This is a genomic window from Nocardioides lentus, assembly GCF_039529515.1.
GTDB classification, from domain to species: Bacteria; Actinomycetota; Actinomycetes; order Propionibacteriales; family Nocardioidaceae; genus Nocardioides; species Nocardioides lentus.
Map to the genome: position 1 here is coordinate 174,456 of NZ_BAAAMY010000006.1, position 19,169 is coordinate 193,624.

At 73.2% G+C, this 19,169-nt stretch carries 22 protein-coding genes and 1 pseudogene; 15 read left to right on the forward strand and 8 right to left on the reverse strand.

What is annotated here, in order from left to right:
* Window positions 1–56: 56 nt before the first annotated feature.
* The 12 genes and pseudogenes from rpsP to ABD158_RS14240 all read left to right on the forward strand — a co-directional run.
* A pseudogene (gene rpsP, locus ABD158_RS14185) lies at window positions 57–521 on the forward strand (30S ribosomal protein S16); the annotation flags it as partial.
* Between the two features lie 122 nt (window positions 522–643).
* Entirely contained in the window at window positions 644–883 is a 240-nt protein-coding gene (locus ABD158_RS14190; protein WP_344008232.1) for an RNA-binding protein, read from the forward strand.
* Between the two features lie 35 nt (window positions 884–918).
* Window positions 919–1,527, forward strand: coding sequence for a ribosome maturation factor RimM (rimM, locus tag ABD158_RS14195; protein WP_344008183.1), 609 nt, complete (start codon window positions 919–921; stop codon window positions 1,525–1,527).
* Between the two features lie 2 nt (window positions 1,528–1,529).
* Window positions 1,530–2,690, forward strand: a complete 1,161-nt coding sequence (gene trmD, locus ABD158_RS14200; RefSeq protein ID WP_344008184.1) for a tRNA (guanosine(37)-N1)-methyltransferase TrmD — start codon at window positions 1,530–1,532, stop codon at window positions 2,688–2,690.
* A gap of 224 nt (window positions 2,691–2,914) precedes the next feature.
* Window positions 2,915–3,265, forward strand: coding sequence for a 50S ribosomal protein L19 (gene rplS / locus ABD158_RS14205; protein ID WP_344008185.1), 351 nt, complete (start codon window positions 2,915–2,917; stop codon window positions 3,263–3,265).
* Window positions 3,266–3,311: 46 nt separating this feature from the next.
* The gene (gene lepB, locus ABD158_RS14210) at window positions 3,312–4,157 is read left to right on the forward strand and encodes a signal peptidase I (protein ID WP_344008186.1); all 846 of its coding nucleotides are present in this window, start codon (window positions 3,312–3,314) and stop codon (window positions 4,155–4,157) included.
* A complete protein-coding gene (locus ABD158_RS14215) occupies window positions 4,154–4,894 on the forward strand; it encodes a ribonuclease HII (RefSeq protein WP_344008187.1) in 741 nt (246 codons plus the stop codon). The genes lepB and ABD158_RS14215 overlap by 4 nt, the downstream gene beginning before the upstream one ends.
* An 81-nt stretch (window positions 4,895–4,975) precedes the next feature.
* Complete coding sequence (locus tag ABD158_RS14220) at window positions 4,976–5,353, forward strand: YraN family protein (RefSeq protein ID WP_344008188.1); 378 nt, start codon at window positions 4,976–4,978, stop codon at window positions 5,351–5,353.
* Complete coding sequence (locus tag ABD158_RS14225) at window positions 5,353–6,330, forward strand: ATP-binding protein (protein ID WP_344008189.1); 978 nt, start codon at window positions 5,353–5,355, stop codon at window positions 6,328–6,330. The genes ABD158_RS14220 and ABD158_RS14225 overlap by 1 nt, the downstream gene beginning before the upstream one ends.
* 36 nt (window positions 6,331–6,366) lie before the next feature.
* Complete coding sequence (locus ABD158_RS14230) at window positions 6,367–7,113, forward strand: hypothetical protein (protein ID WP_344008190.1); 747 nt, start codon at window positions 6,367–6,369, stop codon at window positions 7,111–7,113.
* Between the two features lie 92 nt (window positions 7,114–7,205).
* A complete protein-coding gene (locus ABD158_RS14235) occupies window positions 7,206–7,727 on the forward strand; it encodes a hypothetical protein (RefSeq protein ID WP_344008191.1) in 522 nt (173 codons plus the stop codon).
* 133 nt (window positions 7,728–7,860) lie between these two features.
* Entirely contained in the window at window positions 7,861–8,046 is a 186-nt protein-coding gene (locus ABD158_RS14240; RefSeq protein WP_344008192.1) for a hypothetical protein, read from the forward strand.
* Window positions 8,047–8,140: 94 nt separating this feature from the next.
* Here ABD158_RS14240 and ABD158_RS14245 read toward each other — a convergent pair whose 3' ends face one another.
* From ABD158_RS14245 to ABD158_RS14275, 7 genes are all read right to left on the reverse strand, one after another.
* Window positions 8,141–10,828, reverse strand: a complete 2,688-nt coding sequence (locus ABD158_RS14245; RefSeq protein ID WP_344008194.1) for a tape measure protein — start codon at window positions 10,826–10,828, stop codon at window positions 8,141–8,143.
* Complete coding sequence (locus ABD158_RS14250; protein ID WP_344008195.1) at window positions 10,825–11,058, reverse strand: hypothetical protein; 234 nt, start codon at window positions 11,056–11,058, stop codon at window positions 10,825–10,827. The genes ABD158_RS14245 and ABD158_RS14250 overlap by 4 nt, the downstream gene beginning before the upstream one ends.
* A gap of 367 nt (window positions 11,059–11,425) precedes the next feature.
* The gene (locus ABD158_RS14255) at window positions 11,426–11,734 is read right to left on the reverse strand and encodes a hypothetical protein (protein WP_344008196.1); all 309 of its coding nucleotides are present in this window, start codon (window positions 11,732–11,734) and stop codon (window positions 11,426–11,428) included.
* Window positions 11,731–11,988, reverse strand: coding sequence for a hypothetical protein (locus ABD158_RS14260; RefSeq protein ID WP_344008197.1), 258 nt, complete (start codon window positions 11,986–11,988; stop codon window positions 11,731–11,733). Before ABD158_RS14260 ends, ABD158_RS14255 begins: the two co-directional genes overlap by 4 nt.
* A 136-nt stretch (window positions 11,989–12,124) precedes the next feature.
* Window positions 12,125–12,961, reverse strand: coding sequence for a hypothetical protein (locus ABD158_RS14265; protein ID WP_344008199.1), 837 nt, complete (start codon window positions 12,959–12,961; stop codon window positions 12,125–12,127).
* 34 nt (window positions 12,962–12,995) lie between these two features.
* Window positions 12,996–13,187: a hypothetical protein gene (locus ABD158_RS14270; protein WP_344008200.1), complete on the reverse strand. Its 192-nt coding sequence runs from the start codon at window positions 13,185–13,187 to the stop codon at window positions 12,996–12,998.
* A gap of 691 nt (window positions 13,188–13,878) precedes the next feature.
* Window positions 13,879–15,459, reverse strand: a complete 1,581-nt coding sequence (locus tag ABD158_RS14275; RefSeq protein WP_344008201.1) for a recombinase family protein — start codon at window positions 15,457–15,459, stop codon at window positions 13,879–13,881.
* On the opposite strand from ABD158_RS14275, the gene ABD158_RS14280 reads away from it, so the two are divergent.
* Genes ABD158_RS14280 through ABD158_RS14290 form a run of 3 tightly spaced genes read left to right on the forward strand, consistent with a single transcriptional unit; the run spans window position 15,432 to window position 18,305 of the window.
* The gene (locus tag ABD158_RS14280; RefSeq protein WP_344008202.1) at window positions 15,432–16,166 is read left to right on the forward strand and encodes an ATP-binding protein; all 735 of its coding nucleotides are present in this window, start codon (window positions 15,432–15,434) and stop codon (window positions 16,164–16,166) included. The genes ABD158_RS14275 and ABD158_RS14280 overlap by 28 nt on opposite strands.
* Window positions 16,163–17,326, forward strand: a complete 1,164-nt coding sequence (gene dprA / locus ABD158_RS14285; RefSeq protein ID WP_344008203.1) for a DNA-processing protein DprA — start codon at window positions 16,163–16,165, stop codon at window positions 17,324–17,326. Before ABD158_RS14280 ends, dprA begins: the two co-directional genes overlap by 4 nt.
* Window positions 17,327–17,354: 28 nt before the next feature.
* Window positions 17,355–18,305 carry a tyrosine recombinase XerC gene (locus ABD158_RS14290; RefSeq protein ID WP_344008204.1) on the forward strand — a complete coding sequence of 317 codons (951 nt, stop codon included), beginning with the start codon at window positions 17,355–17,357 and terminating at the stop codon, window positions 18,303–18,305.
* Window positions 18,306–18,357: 52 nt separating this feature from the next.
* Here the strand turns inward: ABD158_RS14290 and ABD158_RS14295 are convergent, their stop codons facing one another.
* On the reverse strand, window positions 18,358–18,906 hold the full coding sequence (locus ABD158_RS14295) for a murein hydrolase activator EnvC family protein (protein ID WP_344008205.1): 549 nt from the start codon (window positions 18,904–18,906) through the stop codon (window positions 18,358–18,360).
* Window positions 18,907–19,169: the final 263 nt, after the last annotated feature.

Genomic DNA, 19,169 nt, shown 5'->3' on the forward strand with positions numbered 1-19,169 from the left:
CCCCACCCGGACCCGGGGCCTCACCCAGACACGAGCAACGAGGAGACACCACAGACGTGGCCGTCAAGATCCGTTTGAAGCGCATGGGCAAGGTCCGCGTGCCGCAGTACCGCATCGTCGTCGTCGACTCGCGCAAGAAGCGCGACGGGCGCGTGATCGAGGAGATCGGCAAGTACCACCCCAAGGAGGAGCCGTCGCTGATCGACGTCGTCTCCGACCGGGCGCAGTACTGGCTGGGCGTCGGCGCGCAGCCCACCGAGACCGTGCAGTCGCTGCTGTCCGTGACCGGCGACTGGCAGAAGTTCAAGGGCTCCGCCGGCACCGAGGGCCGCCTCAAGCACGCCGCCGAGAAGCGCTCCAAGCTCGACATCTTCAACGAGGCGCTCAAGGAGGCCGGCTCCGAGTCGGTCGCCGCGACCACGCCGAAGTCGTCCGCCAAGGACGAGAAGAAGGACGAGAAGGCGGCCCCCGCGGCCACCGAGACCCCGGCCGTCGAGACCCCCGAGGGTGCGACCGAGCAGGCCGAGGTCGAGGAGACCAAGGCGCTCGACGCCGAGAAGCAGCAGGAGCCCGAGGACGGCGCCAAGGGCGACGCCGACGGCACCGACGCCGCCACGCCCTCCTCGTGACCGTCTCGACCGGCATGCTCGCCGAGGCCCTCGAGCACCTCGTGCGCGGCGTGGTCGACCACCCGGACGACGTCCGGGTCGACGACCGCGACCTGCGTCGCGGCTCGGTGCTCGAGGTCCGGGTGCACCCCACCGACCTCGGCAAGGTGATCGGGCGCGGTGGCCGCACGGCCACCTCGTTCCGCACCGTCGTGTCGGCGCTGGCCGGTCGCAGCGGGGCCCGCGTCGACTTCGTCGACGTGGACCGCCGCTGAGCACCGACGGCCCCGGCCGCGGAGACCCGCAGCAGATGACCGGACCCGGCTCCGACCTGCCCGTCGAGGTGGTCGTGGGCCGGGTCGGTCGTCCGCACGGTCTCAAGGGCGAGGTCACCGTCGAGGTCCGCACCGACTCGCCCGAGCGCCGGTTCGCACCGGGTGTCCACCTCCGCGGCGAGACCGGCCGCGACACGACGGCCCCCCCCGCCGCGGTCGCCGACCTCGAGGTCGCCAGCGTGCGCGAGCACCAGGGCCGCCTGCTGGTCCGGTTCGACGGGTTCGCCGATCGCGACGGGGCCGAGACCCTGCGTGGCACCCTGCTCCACACCTCGGTGCCCGCCGACGAGACGCCCGAGGACCCCGACGAGTTCTACGACCACCAGCTCGTGGGGCTGCGCGCCGAGGACCTCGACGGGCACCACCTGGGCGAGGTCGTCCGCGTCGTGCACGGCGCCCAGGACCTCCTGGAGGTCCGTACGCCCCAGGGCCACCACGGGCTCGTGCCGTTCGTCGCGGCGCTCGTGCCCGAGGTCGACGTCCCCGGCGGCCGCGTGGTCGTCGCCGACCGTCCCGGCCTCGTGACGCCGTTCCCCGACGACGCGCCCGCCCACGAGGACGCACCCCTGCCCGGGGACCGCTGAGCGTGCGCGTCGACGTCGTCACCGTCTTCCCCGCCTACCTCGACGCGCTGGACCTGTCGCTGCCCGGCCGGGCCCGGCGCAACGGGCTGCTCGACCTGCGCGTCCACGACCTGCGCGACTTCACCCACGACCGCCACCGGACCGTCGACGACACGCCCGCGGGCGGCGGCGCGGGCATGGTGATGCGGCCCGAGCCGTGGGGCGAGGCGCTCGACGCCCTCGACCTCGACGGCGCCACCCTCGTGGTGCCGACCCCGGCGGGGGAGCCCCTCACCCAGGCCCGCGCCCGCGACCTCGCCACCCGCGAGCGCCTCGTCGTGGCCTGCGGCCGCTACGAGGGCATCGACCAGCGCGTCGTCGACCACGCCCGCACCCGCACCGAGGTCGTCGAGGTCTCCCTCGGCGACTACGTGCTCAACGGCGGCGAGGTGGCGGCGCTGGCCGTCGTCGAGGCGGTCGTGCGGCTGCTGCCCGGGGTCGTCGGCAATCCCGCGTCGCTGGTCGAGGAGTCCCACGAGGCCGGTCTGCTCGAGGCACCCGTCTACACCAGGCCGCCCTCCTGGCGTGGTCTCGACGTGCCGCCGGTGCTGCTCTCCGGCGACCACGCCCGGGTGGCCGCCTGGCGCGCCGACGCCGCCGCGCGTCGGACCGCGGAGCGACGCCCCGACCTGCTCCACGCCTCGAGGGTCGTCGACGGCTGGGAGGTCGTCCCCGCCGTGGCGGGGGACGCGCCCGAGCTGCTCGTGCTGCAGCTGGCCTGCTGGGTCCCCGAGGCCCTCGCGAACGGCGACCTGACCATCCCACCGCTGCACGAGGACCTCGCCGACGTGACGGCCGGGATCGCGGCGTGGGACACCTACGTCGTCCGCGCGGCCGGCCGGCTCGTGGGCTCGGTGCGCGGACGCCTGGACGGCACGACCTGGGAGGTGGGCCGGCTCATGGTCGCCCCCGACCTGCGCGGCCGCGGGCTGGGGCGCCTGCTGCTCGACCACGGCGAGGCGGTGGCCCACCCCGACGCCGCGTCGTACCGGCTGGTGACGGGTCGTCACAGCGAGGCGAACCTGCGCCGCTACCGACGTGCGGGCTACCGGGTCGAGCGCGTGCTGGACGACTTCCCCTCCGGCCCGGTGGTCCTGGGCAAGCCCCGTCGCGCCCGGCCCTGAGCCCCGCCGCGACGGATTACGGGCCCCCCGGGCCGCTGTGGCAGACTTGCCCACCGGTCCAGCCGGTCGAAGACGGACCGCCCGGGGCGCACGCGCGCCGGGGATCCGCGTCGGGCTCCTGCCACAGGGGGAGCGGCGCCGCCGGCCAGCAGTGCTGGACCTCCTGCACGACTTCCCGCTCGACACCGTCCGCGGCTGACCTGTGGCACCCGCGAGGAGAGATCATGACCAACGTCATCACCCAGCTCGACAGCGCCATCCGCCGCGACGACGTCCCCGAGTTCCGCGCCGGCGACACCATCAAGGTGCACGTGAAGGTCGTCGAGGGCAACCGCAGCCGCGTCCAGGTCTTCCAGGGCATCGTGATCCGCGTGCACGGCTCCGGCATCGGCCGCACCTTCACCGTCCGCAAGGTCTCCTTCGGCGTCGGCGTCGAGCGCACCTTCCCGCTGCACTCCCCGATCTTCGACGAGGTCGAGGTCGTGACCCGCGGCGACGTGCGCCGCGCGAAGCTCTACTACCTGCGCAACCTGCGCGGCAAGGCCGCCCGCATCAAGGAGCGTCGCGAGGTCTGAGCCCGCGACCGGCCCCGTTTCCGCGGGGCTGGTTAGGCTCCTGGACGTGACGACCCGAGACGAGAGCCCCGCCGGACCGGGTCCGGGCGGCGGCGGTCCCGGCGGCGCCGGCGGCCCCGACGGCGGAGGTCTCGCGACCGCGGACGACGCGGACGAGCGTCCCCGGCCCCGGCGTCGCGGGCTGCGGCTGTGGCAGGAGACCGCGTTGCTCCTGGCGCTGGCGCTCGTGCTCGCCCTGGTGATCAAGACCTTCTTCCTGCAGGCCTTCTACATCCCCTCGGAGTCGATGGAGCCGGGCCTGGTCAAGGACGACCGGATCCTGGTCCAGAAGGTCTCCTACTGGGGAGGCGGCACCCCGCAGCGCGGGGACGTCGTCGTCTTCGAGGACCCGGGCGGCTGGCTCAGCTCCTCGGCGTCCACGCCGGCCCCGACGGACGGCCCGGTCGGTCTGCTCACCTCCGCGATGACCCGGATCGGGCTGTACCCCACCGGCGGTCACCTCGTGAAGCGGGTGATCGGCGTCGCGGGCGACACCATCGAGTGCTGCGACGCCCAGGGCCGCCTGGTCGTCAACGGCGTGCCGATCGACGAGAAGGGCTACACCAAGCCCGGCTCGACCCGCGACTGCGCCGGCCCCATGATCGCCAGCTGCGACTGGTCGACCGGGCCGGTGCCCGAGGGCGAGATCTTCGTGATGGGCGACAACCGCAACCGCTCCGCGGACTCCACGGTGCACATGTGCCCGCAGAACGCCACCGACTGCACGCCGGGCCGCGAGTTCGTGCCCGTCGACCTCGTGGTCGGCAAGGTGTTCGTCGTGGTCTGGCCGCGCGAGAACTTCCGCTGGGTCGAGCGCCCCGACTCGTTCGCGGACGTGCCCGCGGGCTCGTGACCGCCCGCGTCGTCGGCTCCACGGTCCGTCGTGACGCCGGGCTCTACGGCTACGAGCGCGCGCTGCGCCGCACCGGCCTGGAGCACGTCGCGGGCGCCGACGAGGCCGGTCGCGGCGCCTGCGCCGGGCCCCTGGTCGCGGGGGCCGTCGTGCTGCCCGACGGGCGGGGCGGCGTCGTGCCGGGCCTGGCGGACTCCAAGCTCCTCACCGAGGCGGCCCGCGAGCGCTGCTACGCCCAGGTGGTCCGGCGGGCCGTGGCCTGGTCGGCGGTGGTGCTCTCGCACCAGGAGTGCGACCGCCTCGGGATGCACGTCGCCAACCTCGAGGCGCTGCGCCGCGCCGTCGCGCTGCTCCAGCCCCGCCCCGACTTCGTGCTCACCGACGGCTTCCCGGTCGACGGGCTGCCCGCCCCGGGCCTGGCGATGTGGAAGGGCGACCGGGTCGCGGCCTGCGTCGCCGCCGCGTCGGTGGTGGCCAAGGTGACCCGGGACCGCCTGATGCGACGGCTCGACGCCGAGCACCCGGCGTACGGCTTCGCGGTGCACAAGGGCTACATCACCGCCGCCCACTCCGCGGCGCTCGCCGAGCACGGACCGAGCGCGGTGCACCGGATGCGGTTCGTCAACGTCCGTCGGGCGGCCGGCCTCGAGGTGGCCGACGGCGACGGACCGGACGGCCCGGGGCGGCCGGACGCACCTCCGCGGTGGGCCACCCCGCCTCCCCAGGCCGCCCGCTGACCCCGTCGTCCCCAGGCTCCGCGGCGGCCCCGCCGCCCGGCCTCGCCCGCGCCCAGGCTGGGGCGCGAGGAGGTCGACGACATGACGACGACAGCAGCGAGCAAGCAGGCCCTGGGGGCCTACGGCGAGGACGTGGCCGCCCGCTACCTGGTGGAGCAGGGCATGGTCCTGCTCGACCGGAACTGGCGCTCCACCGAGGACCCGGTGGGGGAGGTGGACCTGGTCCTGCGTCACGGCGACGTGATGGTCGTGTGCGAGGTGAAGACCCGCACCTCCGAGGACTACGGCACGCCGCACGAGGCGGTCGACGAGGCCAAGGTCGAGCGGCTCCGGGGCCTGGCCCGGCGCTGGGCGGAGGTGCACGGCGCGACCCCGCCGGAGACCCGGGTGGACGTGGTCGCGGTGCTGCGGCCCCCGCGCGGCGCGGCGAGGGTCGAGCACGTGGTCGGGGTCGGCTGATGCCGGTCGCGACCTGCCGCACGGTGTCCCTGCACGGCGCCGTCGGCCACCTCATCGACGTGCAGACCGACGTCTCGCCCGGCCAGGTGGGTCTGACGATGGTCGGTCGCCCGGACACGTCGCTCTCGGAGTCGCGGGACCGGTGCCGGATGGCGGTCGTCAACAGCCGGCTGTCGTGGCCGGCGACCAAGCGGATCACCGTCCTGCTCTCGCCGGCCGACCTGCCCAAGCGCGGCACCCACTTCGACCTCGCGATCGCCGCGTCGGTGCTGGCCGCGGCCGGCACGGTGCCGCCCGAGAGCCTGGCGGGCACGGTGATGGTGGGCGAGCTGACCCTCGACGGCGGCCTGCGGTCGGTGCCCGGGGTCCTGCCGATGGTCCTGGCGGCGTCCGAGCGCGGCATCGAGCGGGTCTTCGTGCCCGAGCCGCAGGCCGGCGAGGCCGCGATGGTGCCGGGCATGACCGTGATCGGGGTCCGCTCGCTGAGCCAGGTGGTGGCCGTGCTCACGGGGGAGGAGGTGCCTCCCGCCCCGCCGGTGGCGGCGATGTCGGGCACCCGCCTGCTGAGCTGGCGCTCGCAGGACCGCCGCGAGGAGGTCGACCTGGCCGACCTGCACGGCCTCGCCGAGGTCAAGTACGCCGTCGAGGTCGCCGCCGCGGGCGGCCACCACCTGATGCTCTCGGGGCCCAAGGGCTCCGGCAAGACCAGCATCGCCGAGCGCATCCCGAGCATCCTGCCCCCGCTGACCCCGGAGGAGTCGCTGGAGCTGACCACGATCCACTCCCTCGCCGGCGCCCTCGAGAGCGGCGACGAGCGGCTGTGGACGCCGCCCTGGTCCGCGCCCCACCACGACGCGAGCAAGGCCAGCCTGATCGGTGGCGGCAGCGGGCAGGTCCGCCCCGGTGAGCTGTCGCGCGCCCACGCGGGCAAGACCAAAGGTTACTCCGGCCGCCGGCCGCGCCACCTAGCGTGTTGAGCCAGGGGTGTCGGCGGTCCGTCGTATCCTTGAGGTGTGGCGGGGGTTCAGGCAGACAGCTCGGCGATGACGTCAGCGACGGTGTCTGCGCTCAGCGATCGGGGGGCGACGTTTGCCCGTCTCGCGACGACAAGGCTGCGAACGACTGACGTGCTTGGCGCCTCGGGGTCCGCTGCCACTGTCGCCCGTCTGACGGCGATGAAGCCGGTCTCGGTGAGGGCGATGAAGCCGGTCTCGCTCACGTCGCTCGGCGTTGGCCGTGTCGACACGACGTACGCCCGTCTGACGGCGATGAAGCCGGTCTCGGTGAGGGCGATGAAGCCGGTCTCGCTCACGTCGCTCGGCGTTGGCCGTGTCGACACGACGTACGCCCGTCTGACGGCGATGAAGCCGGCGGGTTTCGACGCGGCGTCGATCGCCCGTCTTGCCTCGACGGAGCAGCTTCGTGGTCTCGGCGCGGATCTGCGTACGTGGCAGAAACTGGCCGACCGCGCTGGCGCGCTCTCTTTCGCAGACGCTCAAACGTCTGACCTAGAGACCGTGGTGAGCGGCCACAGCTTTGAGGCGGTCGCTGCCGGACCCGGCGGTGACGCCGATCGAGACGTCGTCCGGCTCCTCTGGGCCACCTATGCCAGTGTCTTACTCTTCTCCGTCTGCGCGACGATCTATGTCAGGCACCCCGACTTTTCTGACGTCGTCCTCGACGCGACCTCGCCGCTCACGTGGTCGTGGATGCTGGCGGCAGCTATCTACAAGTCGCGCGGCGACGACAGCGGGCGCTAACCCCTAATTCGCGCGTGGCGGGTGAGGGGGTCTCGCGCGCTGCTCGGCGCGCCATACGGAAGTGCCGCCTACGCACGGCGCACAGTAGCGACGTGGAAGAACTGCGGATCAGCATCCAGTCCGTTGCGGTGCTCGTCGCAATTGGCGGACTCTTTGCGGCCCTCCGGATTGCCAAGGCTGACCGACGTGCGGCCGATCTGCGAGCGGAGAAGGATCGGGAGGAGGCGGAGCGGCGCGCCACCGAAGCCAGACGCGAAGAGTCCTTGCGGTCGCAGCGGGCCGATGAGCGCGCCCGCTGGGAGGCGGACCGTCGCTTCCGACTAGAACTGCTGATCCGACTTTCTGTGAATCTCGAACACGGTGGTTCCACAGACGCCGGTGAGCGGAAGCGACTCGGCGCCGAGGCCAGCGCCCTGATCGCGGCGCTCGGTCCGGAGGTTCTGCCAGAACTGCATTCACTGAGGGGAAGCGAGGAGCATATCGCCGAGGTTCAGGCACGAATGGCGGAAAAAGGCCCCGACCGTTGGACCTGGGCAGAGAATGCGGCCTCCGTGGCCTTTGCGCTCCAGCGGGTGCAAGCGGAGCGATCGCCGGATAACGATCCGGTTACGTAAGGCGCCTCTCGTGGTCGGCTCCAAGCGGTTGACCTGCGGCGAGCTGAGGTGCGCGAGTCACGCCAATCGTGAGGCGCCGGGCGTGACTGACGTGAGTATTGCTCCGGGCTGGCGAAGGCTTCAGCGTTCTGCCATGACGAAGCCGCAGATGACTCAGCTCACCGACGTCGCCGCCCGTGAGCGCGCCGCCGCGTACCTCGGAACCGTGGTCATGCCGGACCACGAGGACCACCTCGACGACTGCGAGTTTGCCAACCTCGCCGACGCGCTTGCAGAAGCGTTCGCGAAGGTGGATGCCCTCTACTCGGCAAGCCTGTAGGCGCTGAAGCACGAAAACCCCCGGCCCGGAGCGTCTGCTCCAGACCGGGGGCTTCGTTCGTTCGGTGAGCGCCGGGCTCAGGTCAGACCGGTGCTCATCGCATCCTCCTGACGGTCCCGGCGAAGTCGTCCTCGCCGTGGTAGGTGTCGGCGGCGACCTCGCGGAGGTACGCCTCGAATCGCCGGTCGCCGACGACGAGGTCGACGCGGCGGGGGCCGGCGTCGCGCTCGGCGAAGCTGTCGGCGAAGGCCCGGAATTGGCGGTGGTTGTAGACGGCCTCGGGGCGCTTGCTCGCGTTGTACGCGAGGGCCCCGGGCTCCAGGACGCCGCCGTTGTCGAAGATCCCGGTCGGGATCGGGTTGTCCGGGATAGGGCCGAAGTTGGGGAGCTTCCCGTTAATCCAGGAGACCGCCCCACGCCCGGCGCTCCGTGCCGCGCTCTTCGCGTAGCCGCCCCAATCGCCGGCGAGGGATCCGAGCGAGATTCCGGAGAGGGTGGACTTGATCGCCTTGATCGCGTCGAGCCACTTCTTCGCCTTCGCGAGGACGCCCCCGCCCTTCTTCTTCGCCTTCCCGGAGCCCGTCATGCCGGCGAGCCCGCCCTCGGCGAAGCCGGGGAGCGAGCCGTGAGCGTTCAGGTAGTCCAGGGCGCCCGGGTGGTTCTTCTCGAAGCGGCGCCGGGAGCTCTTCCGCACGACGAACTCGTCGCGGTGGACGATGCCGGCGGGCTCGTACTTGCCGCCCTGCCCGGTGTAGCCGCCGGACGAGAAGCCGAGGCTCACGAACGGCGGGGTTCCGACGCCCGGGATCGCCCCGATCATCTTCCGGAGGCCGTTGTTATAGACCGTGTCGACGACGAAGCGGACCGGCGCGGACGCAGCGCTCTTGATCCCCTCCCAGGTGGAGCGGATGCCGGAGACGCCCTTCGAGAACGCGCTCTTCGCGGCGGTCATCGCCCGCGAGATCCCGTCGCGGATCGCGTCCCATCCCTTCTGGGCGACGGACTTCAGCCGGGGCCAGAGCGCGCGCCAGGGGGCCGTCAGGACGGCGATTCCCTTCGAGAGCGCCCCCTTCAGGGCCGTGAAGGCATTCGAGAAGATCACGCGGGCGCGGGCCCAGCCGGCGCGCGCGAGAGTGCCGATCAGCGAGAAGACGCGCCTCCAGGGAGCCGTGATCGTCTTCACGCCATTCACGAAGAACTTGACGACGGCCTTAAAGCCGGCCGACGTCGCCTTCCCGATTGCCGAGAATGCGCCCTTAACGAATCCCTTCAGCGCGGCCCAGAAAGTCTTCCAGCGGGTAACAATCCACTTAATGCCGCCCCGGAAGATTCCGAGAATGCCGGCATTCCACCAAACCTTCAGGGCCCCGATGACGAAGTCGATCGCGCCCGAAAAGATCTGCTTCAGCGCCTCCCAGGCGCCCTTCCAGTCGCCCTCGACGAGGGAGGCGATCAGGTTGAAGACGCCCGAGATCACGCCGACGATGCCCTTCACGGCCTGGACGACGCCCTTGATCGCGCCGACGAGGGCCGAGCCGAAGATCCCGATCAGGAACTTCGCGACGGGGGCGACGATCGGAAGGATCCGCTGGAAGGCGGGGAGGAGCTGGGTCCGGATCGCCTCACCGATCCTGCGGAGGCCAGGGCCCAGGGCGCCCATGATCGAGGCGCCGACGGACTGAAGGGTCGGGAGGATCGCGTCGACGAATCTCATGAGGGAAGCGCCGACCGAGCTCAGCGTGTCGCCCCACGCCGAGAGGCCGGCCTTGCCGCCTACGGCGGTCGAGACGACGCCCCCGATCCCGGAGGCGATCGAAGAGAACATGCCGACCCAGCGGCCGATCCCGTTCCCGGCGCCGCCCTGGAAGATCGAGACAAGGCCGGTCAGGGCCGTCGCGAGCCCGCCCATGAGCGGCTCGACGAACTTGATCGCCCCGCCGAGGCCGCTCTTCAGCATCGGCATGAGGGGCTGTATCGCGTCAGCGAGCCCGATCAGCGTCTTGTCCTTCAGCGTCGAGAAGAGGCCGGCGACGCTCCCGGCTTGCTTTGCCATGAGACCGCCGAAGCGGGTCGTCTCCCCGGCGAGGCCGGAGGAGCCGTTCTTGATCCCCTTCAGGAGGGCGGGGATCGCCTTCCCGGCCTGGACCGTGCCGGCGGTTACCTGCTCCTGCATTTCGGCGGCGGTGACGCCGTACTGATTGGCGAGGATCTTCAGGGCGGGGATGCCGGCGTCGGTGAGCTGGAGCAGCTCCTCGCTCTGGACCTTCCCCTTCGCCTGGATCTGGCCGACAGCGGTTGAGATTCGGTCGAGCCCCTCTTCGCCGAGGCCGAGGCCGGCGGCGGCGTCGCCGAGGGTGGTCAGGGTCGGGATGACGTCCTTAACGTCGAAGCCAAACGCGAGGAGCTTCTGGGAGGACTCGGTGAGCCCGGTCAGCTCGAAGGGCGTCTTCTCTGCGGCGCTCTTGATCTGCCCGAGGAAGCGGTCGGCAGCCTTCGCGGAGCCGAGCATCGTCTCGAATCCGATTCGGGACTGCTCCAGCTCGGCGGCGGTCTTCAGCCCCGCGCCGGCCAGGAGGGAGGCGCCTCCGATTGCAGCGAAGGCGCCCCCCTTCAGGAGACCGCCCAGGGCGCCGGTGAACTTCGAGCCGAAGCCCTTTCCGGCGCGGTCTCCGCTGCGTCCGGCGTCGCGCTCGACGACGCCGAGCTCGCGGCGGATCGCCGGAGCAAGGCCGCGTGTTTCGGGAAGGATTGAGATATAGGCGGAGCCGATCTCGATACTCACGACAGGCCCCCGACGTAGAAGAGCTCGCGGTTCAGGAGGTCGAGGCGCGCGGCCTCCAGCGTCTCGGCGTCGGGCCACGGCAGGCCCGCGCGGTCGAGGTGCGCCGCGAGGACGTCGTCGGGCTTCTCGCCGGGGGCGTGGAGCACCTCGGGCGGGACGTTGCGAAGCCAGCTCGGCACGCGCACGCGCTTACGCCGGGCGTAGAGCGCGGCTGGGAAAGGGACGGTCATTCGAGGTTCCTTGTCGTGAAATGCCGAAAGCCCCTCGACCCCGAATGGGGCGAGGGGCATCGGCGGTGGGATTAGGCGCCGTAGGGGCACGCCTGCCGCGCCGTCAGCGCAAGGAGGCGGGCGTGGTCGACGACGCACCGGCGAGGTCGGGCCACCCGCCGTCGTCGCAGCAGTGAGCGCATGAGGGCCTCCAGGTGGGTTTAGAAAAGGCCCAGGAGGGCCCAGTGGTGGGTCGATGTGGGTGAGCCGGGGCTAGCGCCTCGCGCGGCTCAGAAACGGCCCTGTGGACTCAGAGACCCGTGTGTGTAAGTGCCTAATGCCGAGGAGCGGCCCGGCCGGACGGGGGAGGGGGTCCCCCCTGGGGTCCTCAGTCCGTCCGCCGGAGCGTCGGGCGCTGGGAGCGGTCCGGATCGGCGTCGAGGCCGGTGAGCCACACCTCGCCCTCTCGGTCTGTGGGCAGCGCGGCGACCCGCCGAACGGGCAAGCCCTCGAAGTCCATCGCGACGGGCAGCTCGCCGCCGGCGAGGAGGTGGGCGATCAGCTCGGCGCGGGTGTCGAAGGAGGGGCGCGCGCGTCGGACAGGTGTCGAGCCGGCGGGCAGCGGCAGTGTGAAGACGTCGGCCTCGTCTTCTTCGAGCGCGTCGAGTGCGTCGGGCGGCAGGGCCTCGGCGCTCACGCGGCGTCGACCTCGGGCGCCAGGGTCAGGCGGCGGTAGCCGAGCACGGCGCGCGCTGCCTCGACGTCGATCAGCCCGACGCGGGGGAAGCCGTGAGCGTCGAGCCACGCCTCCAGGTCCCGGGTTCGGCCAGGGCGGGCAGGGTCGAGGAGCGGGGCGGGGACGCACTCGATCAGCCACGCCGGGGGCTGGGGGACGACGACCGGGTCGGCGGTCTTGCGGCTGTCGACGGGGCGGCGGAGGTTGGCGGTCACGGGGTCTCGCTTTCTCGTTGGTCGGGGTGGGCGGGCGGAGGAAGCCGAGGGGTGAGAGAGCCCCGCCCCCTCCCGTGCGCCCGGCGCCGGAAAGGGACGGCGTTGGGTAGCGCGAGGACGGGGCTCGCTCGGACTGTCAGACGCCGGGGGGGAGACCAAGGATTTCGGCCAAGTTCTCGTCGCGCGACCGCTTCGTGACGGCGTCGAGGACGCGGCGAACGGTCGCGTCGACGTCGTCTGAGGTCGTGGGCCAGCGGACAGCAGCTCCCAACGCGTGGGCGCGGGCGAACCACACGACGGGCACGTCGCGACTGAATTGGGCGGTGCCGGTTACTCGTAGCCCCCTCACCGCGTAGAGCAGCGACGCGAGTACGTGCCGGGACGCGGTTCTCGGCACGTCGAGGAGCGCCAACCGTGCGACGTCGTTCGCACTCAAGACGTTTGAGCCGACCGGGTTCGGTCCGGCAGGGACGACGCCGAGCAGCGGCCCGAGCGCCAGGGCGGCGCCGGTCAGGAGATCGGCGGCGGGGACTGCCTCGTAGTAGGCACGGTGGGCGTCGGGGTGCAGGGCGGCGATGCTTGCCGCTTCTGGGCTCGTCGTCGGGGGAACGGCCGGCGCCGACGCGTTCAGCGTTCGGACGCTCGGGGCGAGACGCTCGCCGAACGTGGCAACGACCTCGTCGGCGTGACGGATTGCCGCGTCGTACGCGAGGCCCTCTCGGCGGTCGCGGAGGCGCTGTGCGACCGGCCTGATTGCCTCGGCGCGGGCCAGGCGTTCGCCGTAGGCGGCGAGGAGGTCGGCATAGTCCTCGGTCCCGATCGCTCCGGCGAGGTCCCGCAGGGCTGCGTCCCGCGCGGCGTCGAGGCGGTCGAGCTGGAGGTCGGCGTCCAGGATCCGTGTCACGGCCCCGGGGAGGGGTGCGCCGATGCGGCGCGCGCCGGAGGTGAGCTTGCTGAGTGCGGGGTGCGTCATGGGGTTCTTTCCGTGGGGTGCGGGTGCGGATGGGTCAGTTGCCGGCAAGGCGACGCGCGGCGTCCGCGTCAAGACGCTCGAAGGCGCCGGCGAGAACCTCGGCGAAGGCAGCGACTGAGCTGGATGCGCGGTCGGCCTGCTCGGCGTCTAAGAGGCGTTGCTCGGTGGCGCCGGAGCGGATGACCTCTGCGAGGGCGTGCTCCAGCCGCTCGCGGGAATCAGTCACGACTGCGAGGGGGTCGGCAACACGGCGGGAGGGGCCACGGTGAGGCCCAGAGCGAGAGCGGGGCATGGATGCCTCCTGAAGGGCTTGGGTGTCGGCGCGCCGACGCGGGCCTTGGCGGCGGAGGACGGGACCGGGGGTGCCCGTGCGTCCCGTCAGGGCCGTGCTGGCGTCAGTGAGGCTGCGAGGGCGTCGAGAAGCCGCGCTGTGCGAGCGGCCTCGCGGGCGCGGCGCGCCAGAACGCGCGAGCGGCTCAGACGGTTGCGGCACGTTTGCGAGCACGAGCGGGCATGAGGGCGTGCCGCCTCAAACGGTGACGCGCATACCGGATCGGCGCACGTGAGTCGGTAGAGGGCCACGTGCCTCCTCTCAGCGAAGAAGTGTCATCGGTACGGGTGCCGCCCGAAGAGAGCCCCGCCCAGGACGTGCCGCGACGGGGCTCTCGGCGCACAGGAGGGGACTGGCACCCGCACTACCTAAGTGCGCCTGCGGGGGGAGTGCTGCTCAGTGGCATGGGTCACACCGCCGGGCTTACGTCGGTGGCAGGAACTCAGCACGAGTGACGAAGTGACGGAAGAAGCGTCACTCCCCTATCCGCCTTCGAGAGTCTCTCTCTTGAAGGGGAATAGGGGAGTGACGCTCGATCCGTCACTTCGTCACTCGTGTTAGCCCGAGCGCGGCCTGCGGCCCGGCGCTACGCCTGCCCGGCGAGGTAGTCCGGCGCTGTCTCGCCCCGCCAGAGGAGAGTGACTCGCTCGGTGTCAAGGCCCCGGACCCGGCGGGCACGCCCGACCGGGGTGATCACGATCGGGCCGTCGAGCGCGTCGAGGATGAGCGCCCGCCTCGCGTGTAGGTCTTCGCTCGCCGTCCACGCCTCGGCGATCGAGCGACCCGTCGGGAGGAGCTTGACCTCGTCGACGTCTGGACGTGCCGCGACCTCCTCTCGCCGGGCGTGCAAAGCGACGAGGTGCGCCGAGAGCGCACCGAGGTCGGCCTCGGGCTCCGTCATCGCCCGCGCCGCCTCGTGTATCTCTCGCTCGACAGCCGCGAGGTCGGCTCGGGCGTCGCCCGTCGTGATCGGCCGGACCTCGGAGAAGTGGCCAAAGCGCGCCAAGAACTCAGCGGTTACGAACTCCTCTAGGGCCTCGGCCCTGATCGAGACCTGGGTCCGGCACGCCCCGACCTGATCGGCGGGCTGGCGGTAGAGCGCCGTCGGCTTCGAGGGGCTCGCGCGTACTCCGTACAGCCTGCCGCCGCAGCACGCTGCCGTGACAGCGCCGGAAAGCAGGCGGGTCGCCTTCGCCACTCTCCCCGCCGTGCCCGGGAGCGCGTGCGACCCTCGGCCCCTCGCCGGGGCGCGAACGATCCGACGGAGCTGGGCGAGGGTTTCTTCTTCGAGGACCGGCTCGTACCAACGGATCGGGTTGCCGTCCTCGCCTCGGATCGGTTGCCCTCGGTGCAGGGCGTATCCGGCCGTGTAGGGCGCGGTCAGGAGATTCTGGAGAGTCGGAATCCGCCACGGGCCCCCCCGCCGGGTGGGCACATTTCGCGCGGTCAAGTCGAGGGATATCGCGTACAGCGACGTTCCGGCGAGGACCCGTCCAGCGACTTCACGCACGATCGCCGCCTCGGCGGGGTCGACGATCAGCGTCTTTCCGCCTTCACGTCGCGTTGCGACCGCGTAGCCGTAGGGGCGCTCGCCTCCCCGGTAGCGGCCGACCTCTCGACGAAGGCGTCGCTGAGCTGTCGCGTTCCGGGCGACGATCCGCTCCCGTTCGGCGCGCGCGACCTCGGCCTTAATCACAAAGTTGAAGCGGAAGCCCGTTGGGTCACCCGAAGAGTCGAGGCCGTCGTCGGCCGTAATGAAGCGGACGGGTCGCGCTGTCACAGCGCCGGAGCCGGCGTCCTTCCCCTCCACAACGTCGAGCACGAGGGCGGCAGCGTTCACGCCTTCTCGTGAGAGCCGGTCGCCGCTCCAGGAGATGAGGCAGTCGACTCGCCCCGCACGACCGTCGTCGAGCCACTGGAGGAATCCGGGCCGGTTTCGAATGGCGCCAGAGAGACCGTCGTCGACGCGCACAGCGGCGACCGTGTAGCCGTGCCGATCGGCCAGCGCTCGGCAGTCGGCTTCCATCCCAGCGAGCGAGAGGTTCGACTCTCCGGCTTGTTTTGACAAACGGATGAGAATTGAGGCGGTAGGCAAGACGAGACTCCAGGGGTAGCGGGAGGGGCGGATCGAGAAGGTGAGTGCGCCCGGCATCCCGGCACCGCTCACCTTTCGTCACATCCGCCCACGCCGGCGTGCTCTTCCTCGACGAGTTCCCGCTGTTCCGCACCGACGTCATCGACGCGCTGCGCGAGCCGCTCGAGAGCGGGGAGGTGACCGTCTCGCGCACCGAGGAGTCGGTGACGCTGCCCGCGGGGGCGATGGTCGTGGTGGCGAGCAACCCGTGCCCGTGCGGCCGCTTCCACGTCAGTCCCGCCCTCGACCGGTGCGAGTGCACCGAGGTGCGCCGCCGTCGCTACCGGTCGCGGATCGCGGGTCCGGTCACCGACCGCATCGACATCACCCGCCACGTCGAGCCGCTGCGACGCGGCGATCACGACCCCTTCACCGAGACCGAGACCTCCGCCCAGGTGCGGGTCCGCGTGGCCGCGGCCCGCGAGCGGCAGGCCGCGCGGTACGCCGCGGAGCGCTGGCGCCTGAACGGCCAGGCGACGGGGCCCGGGCTGGTCCAGCGGCACCCCCTCGCCGACGACGCCGCGCGGGACCTGCTGAGCGAGGCCGTGCTGTCGGGGCGCCTGTCCAACCGTGGGGCCACGCGGGTGCACCGCGTCGCCTGGACCGTCGCCGACCTGGCCTCGGTCCGCGCCGGCGTCGACGTCGTGCCGGGCGTGCACGAGGTCGAGGTGGCGCTGCGGCTGCGCACCGGAGAGTCGCTGCCCAGTGCCGCCGTGCGGCCCCGGGCGGGCCGGCGATGACGGCCGTGCCGCCGTCGGCGCCGCCGGGCGTGGGCGAGGCCGAGCGGGTCGCCCGTGCCGCGCTGTCGCGGGTCTTCGAGCCCGGCGACCCCCGTCAGACCGTCCTCGTCGCCGAGCTCGGCGCCGAGGCGCTGTGCGCCCACCTGCTCGCGGAGGCGGACCTCGCGGGGGTGCGCACCGACTACGGCGCGCGCCTGGCCGCGACGGACGGCGCCCAGGAGCTGGAGCGCGCGGCGCGGCGCGGCATCCGGTTCGTCGTGCCCGGCGACCCGGAGTGGCCGCCCGGGCTCGACGACCTGTACGGCGTCGCGCCGGTGCAGGACCGCGGTGGTCCGCCGGTGGGGCTGTGGGTGCGCGGCCCGGTCGGTCTGCACGAGCTGGCCGGCGGGGTCGCGGTGGTGGGATCGCGCTCCGCCTCCGAGTACGGCGCCGCCGTCGCCGGCGACATCGCCGCCGAGGTGGCCGGCGCCGGCCTGCCGGTCGTCTCGGGCGCGGCCTTCGGCATCGACCGGGCGGCGCACGTCGGCGCCGTCAACGCCGAGGGGCGGACCGCCGCGGTCCTCGCCTGCGGGGTCGACCGTGCCTACCCCCGGGAGCACGCCAGGCTGCTGGGCCACCTCGTCGACCACGGCGCCGTCGTCTCGGAGGCGGCGCCGGGCTGCGCGCCGCAGCGGATCCGGTTCCTCGCCCGCAACCGCCTCATCGCGGCGCTCACCGGGTCCACGCTGGTGGTGGAGGCCGCGCTGCGCAGCGGCGCGCTCAGCACAGCCAACTGGGCCTCGCGGCTGCAGCGGACCCTGCTCGGCGTGCCCGGACCGGTGACCAGCGCCCCGTCCGCGGGCGTCCACCAGCTGATCCGCAGCGGCGCCGCGACCCTCGTCACCTCGGGCGCCGAGGTGCTCGAGGCCGTCGGGCGCCCCGGCGAGCACCTCCTCGAGGTGCCCCGCGCCCCGGAGCGGGCGCGGGACCGGCTCACCGCGCGTCAGCGCCAGGTCCTCGACGGGCTGCCGGTGCACGGCGGGGCCCGGGTGGACTCGATCGCCGTCAGCGCCGGGATGGGGGTGGTGGAGGTGCGCGGCAGCCTGGACCGGCTCGCCCGCGCCGGGCTCGTCGAGCGCGACGCGACGGGCTGGCGGCTCGCCGCCGCGGGTCGCGACTGAGTCGTCGCCGCGCTCCTACGATCGGCGGATGAGCGCGCCGGAGGAGCACCCGTCGGTCGACGAGGGTCTCCCGGCGTCGTTGCGGGAGGCCCTCGTGGACTACGAGCGCCACCTGGTCGCCGAGCGGGACGTCACCCCGCACACGGCACGCGCCTACCTGGCCGACGTCGCCGGGCTGCTCGAGCACGCCCGCCGCCGCGGTCTGCGCGACGTCGCCGACCTCGACCTGCGGGCGCTGCGCAGCTGGCTGGCCCTGCAGCAGAGCTCCGGGAAGGCCCGCACCACGGTGGCGCGGAGGGCGACGGCCGCGCGCGTGTTCACCGCCTGGCTGGCCCGCACGGGCCGCACGAGCGCCGATCCCGGGGCGGCGCTGGCCTCGCCGCGGGCCCATCGCACCCTGCCCGCCGTGCTGCGGGCCGACGAGGCGGGCGGCCTGCTCGCCGCAGCGGTCGCCGGGGCCGCGGACGGGTCCCCGACCGGGCTGCGCGACGTCGCCGTCCTCGAGCTGCTGTACGCCACCGGCATCCGGGTGGGCGAGCTCTGCGGTCTCGACGTCGACGACCTCGACGACGACCGGCGCGTCGTCCGGGTGCTCGGCAAGGGCCGCAAGGAGCGCTCGGTGCCCTACGGCCGACCCGCGGCCCTCGCCCTCGACGCCTGGCGGCGCGGTGGACGCCCCGCCCTCGCGACTCCCACGTCCGGCCCGGCCCTGTTCCTCGGGGTCCGCGGCGGCCGCCTCGACCAGCGCGCGGTCCGGACCCTCGTGCACGCCCGCGTCGGGGAGGTGCCCGGGGCCCCCGACATCGGCCCCCACGGGCTGCGCCACTCCGCCGCCACCCACCTGCTCGAGGGCGGCGCGGACCTGCGCAGCGTCCAGGAGATCCTGGGCCACGCCTCGCTGGCGACGACCCAGCGCTACACCCACGTGACCACCGACCGGCTGCGACGCGCCTACCGTCAGGCCCATCCGCGGGCGTGACCTCCGGGCCCCACCGCACCTGCGCCGTCCCGGTGCCTCCGCGGGCCGGCCCTCAGCCCGTGGGCGGGAGCAGGCGCACCGGGCCGGCCCCCACCAGCAGCAGCGGGTCGAGGTAGGTCTCGCCCTCGATCCAGCCCCAGTGCAGGCACGCCGCGGGCGCGCAGTGGCTCGGGGCCGCCTCGAGGTAGCCGATCCGGTCGCCGGCCGCGACCGCGTCGCCGCGCGTCACGGCGGCGGCGACCGGCTCGTACGTCGTGCGGGTCGCGCCGTGGTCGACCACCACCACGCCCCGGCCCGCCAGCACCGAGGCGTGGGACACCCGCCCCGCCAGCGCCGTGCGGACGGGCTGGCCGGGTCGCCCCGCGAGGTCGACGCCCCGGTGGCCCGCGCCGTACGGCGTGGTGGGCGGGTCGAAGCGCGCGACCACCGCCGGCACGGGGTCGAGGGGCCAGACGCCGACGGGGACCTCTCCGGACGGGGCGGACCGGGCGGACGGGGCGCCGGGGACGCCCGCCAGCACCCCGGCGAGCAGGGCGGCGCCCGCGCCGAGGCGGCGCGACGGGCGACGGGTGGCGGGGCGGGCGCGACGTGGCATCGTCATGACCGCAGCCCAGCGCGTCGGCGCGCACGACGCGTCCGCCGCCGCCCGGGCTGGGGAGGAGCCGACCCGACGGGGCCCTGTGGACGTCCGACGGCGTGATTACCGCGGCCCCCTGGCGCTGGACTACCCTGGTCGGCAGCAGCCCCTGCGGGGGTTGACTTCGCACGCTCGCCGACCACGACGGGGCCCTGGGGTCCCGACCACCCGTGGGCGTCGACCTCCGGTCCTGCGGGACCCGGGCCCCGGCCCGGGCAGGCAGGTGG

Excerpts from the sequence above, each read along its gene's own strand:
- ABD158_RS14190 (WP_344008232.1), top strand. The coding sequence starts at position 644 with ATGCTCGCCGAGGCCCTCGAGCACCTCGTGCGCGGCGTGGTCGACCAC.
- rimM (WP_344008183.1), top strand. The coding sequence starts at position 919 with ATGACCGGACCCGGCTCCGACCTGCCCGTCGAGGTGGTCGTGGGCCGG.
- rplS (WP_344008185.1), top strand. The coding sequence starts at position 2,915 with ATGACCAACGTCATCACCCAGCTCGACAGCGCCATCCGCCGCGACGAC.
- ABD158_RS14220 (WP_344008188.1), top strand. The coding sequence starts at position 4,976 with ATGACGACGACAGCAGCGAGCAAGCAGGCCCTGGGGGCCTACGGCGAG.
- ABD158_RS14225 (WP_344008189.1), top strand. The coding sequence starts at position 5,353 with ATGCCGGTCGCGACCTGCCGCACGGTGTCCCTGCACGGCGCCGTCGGC.
- ABD158_RS14240 (WP_344008192.1), top strand. The coding sequence starts at position 7,861 with ATGACGAAGCCGCAGATGACTCAGCTCACCGACGTCGCCGCCCGTGAG.
- ABD158_RS14250 (WP_344008195.1), bottom strand. The coding sequence starts at position 11,058 with ATGACCGTCCCTTTCCCAGCCGCGCTCTACGCCCGGCGTAAGCGCGTG.
- ABD158_RS14265 (WP_344008199.1), bottom strand. The coding sequence starts at position 12,961 with ATGACGCACCCCGCACTCAGCAAGCTCACCTCCGGCGCGCGCCGCATC.
- dprA (WP_344008203.1), top strand. The coding sequence starts at position 16,163 with ATGACGGCCGTGCCGCCGTCGGCGCCGCCGGGCGTGGGCGAGGCCGAG.
- ABD158_RS14290 (WP_344008204.1), top strand. The coding sequence starts at position 17,355 with ATGAGCGCGCCGGAGGAGCACCCGTCGGTCGACGAGGGTCTCCCGGCG.
- ABD158_RS14295 (WP_344008205.1), bottom strand. The coding sequence starts at position 18,906 with ATGACGATGCCACGTCGCGCCCGCCCCGCCACCCGTCGCCCGTCGCGC.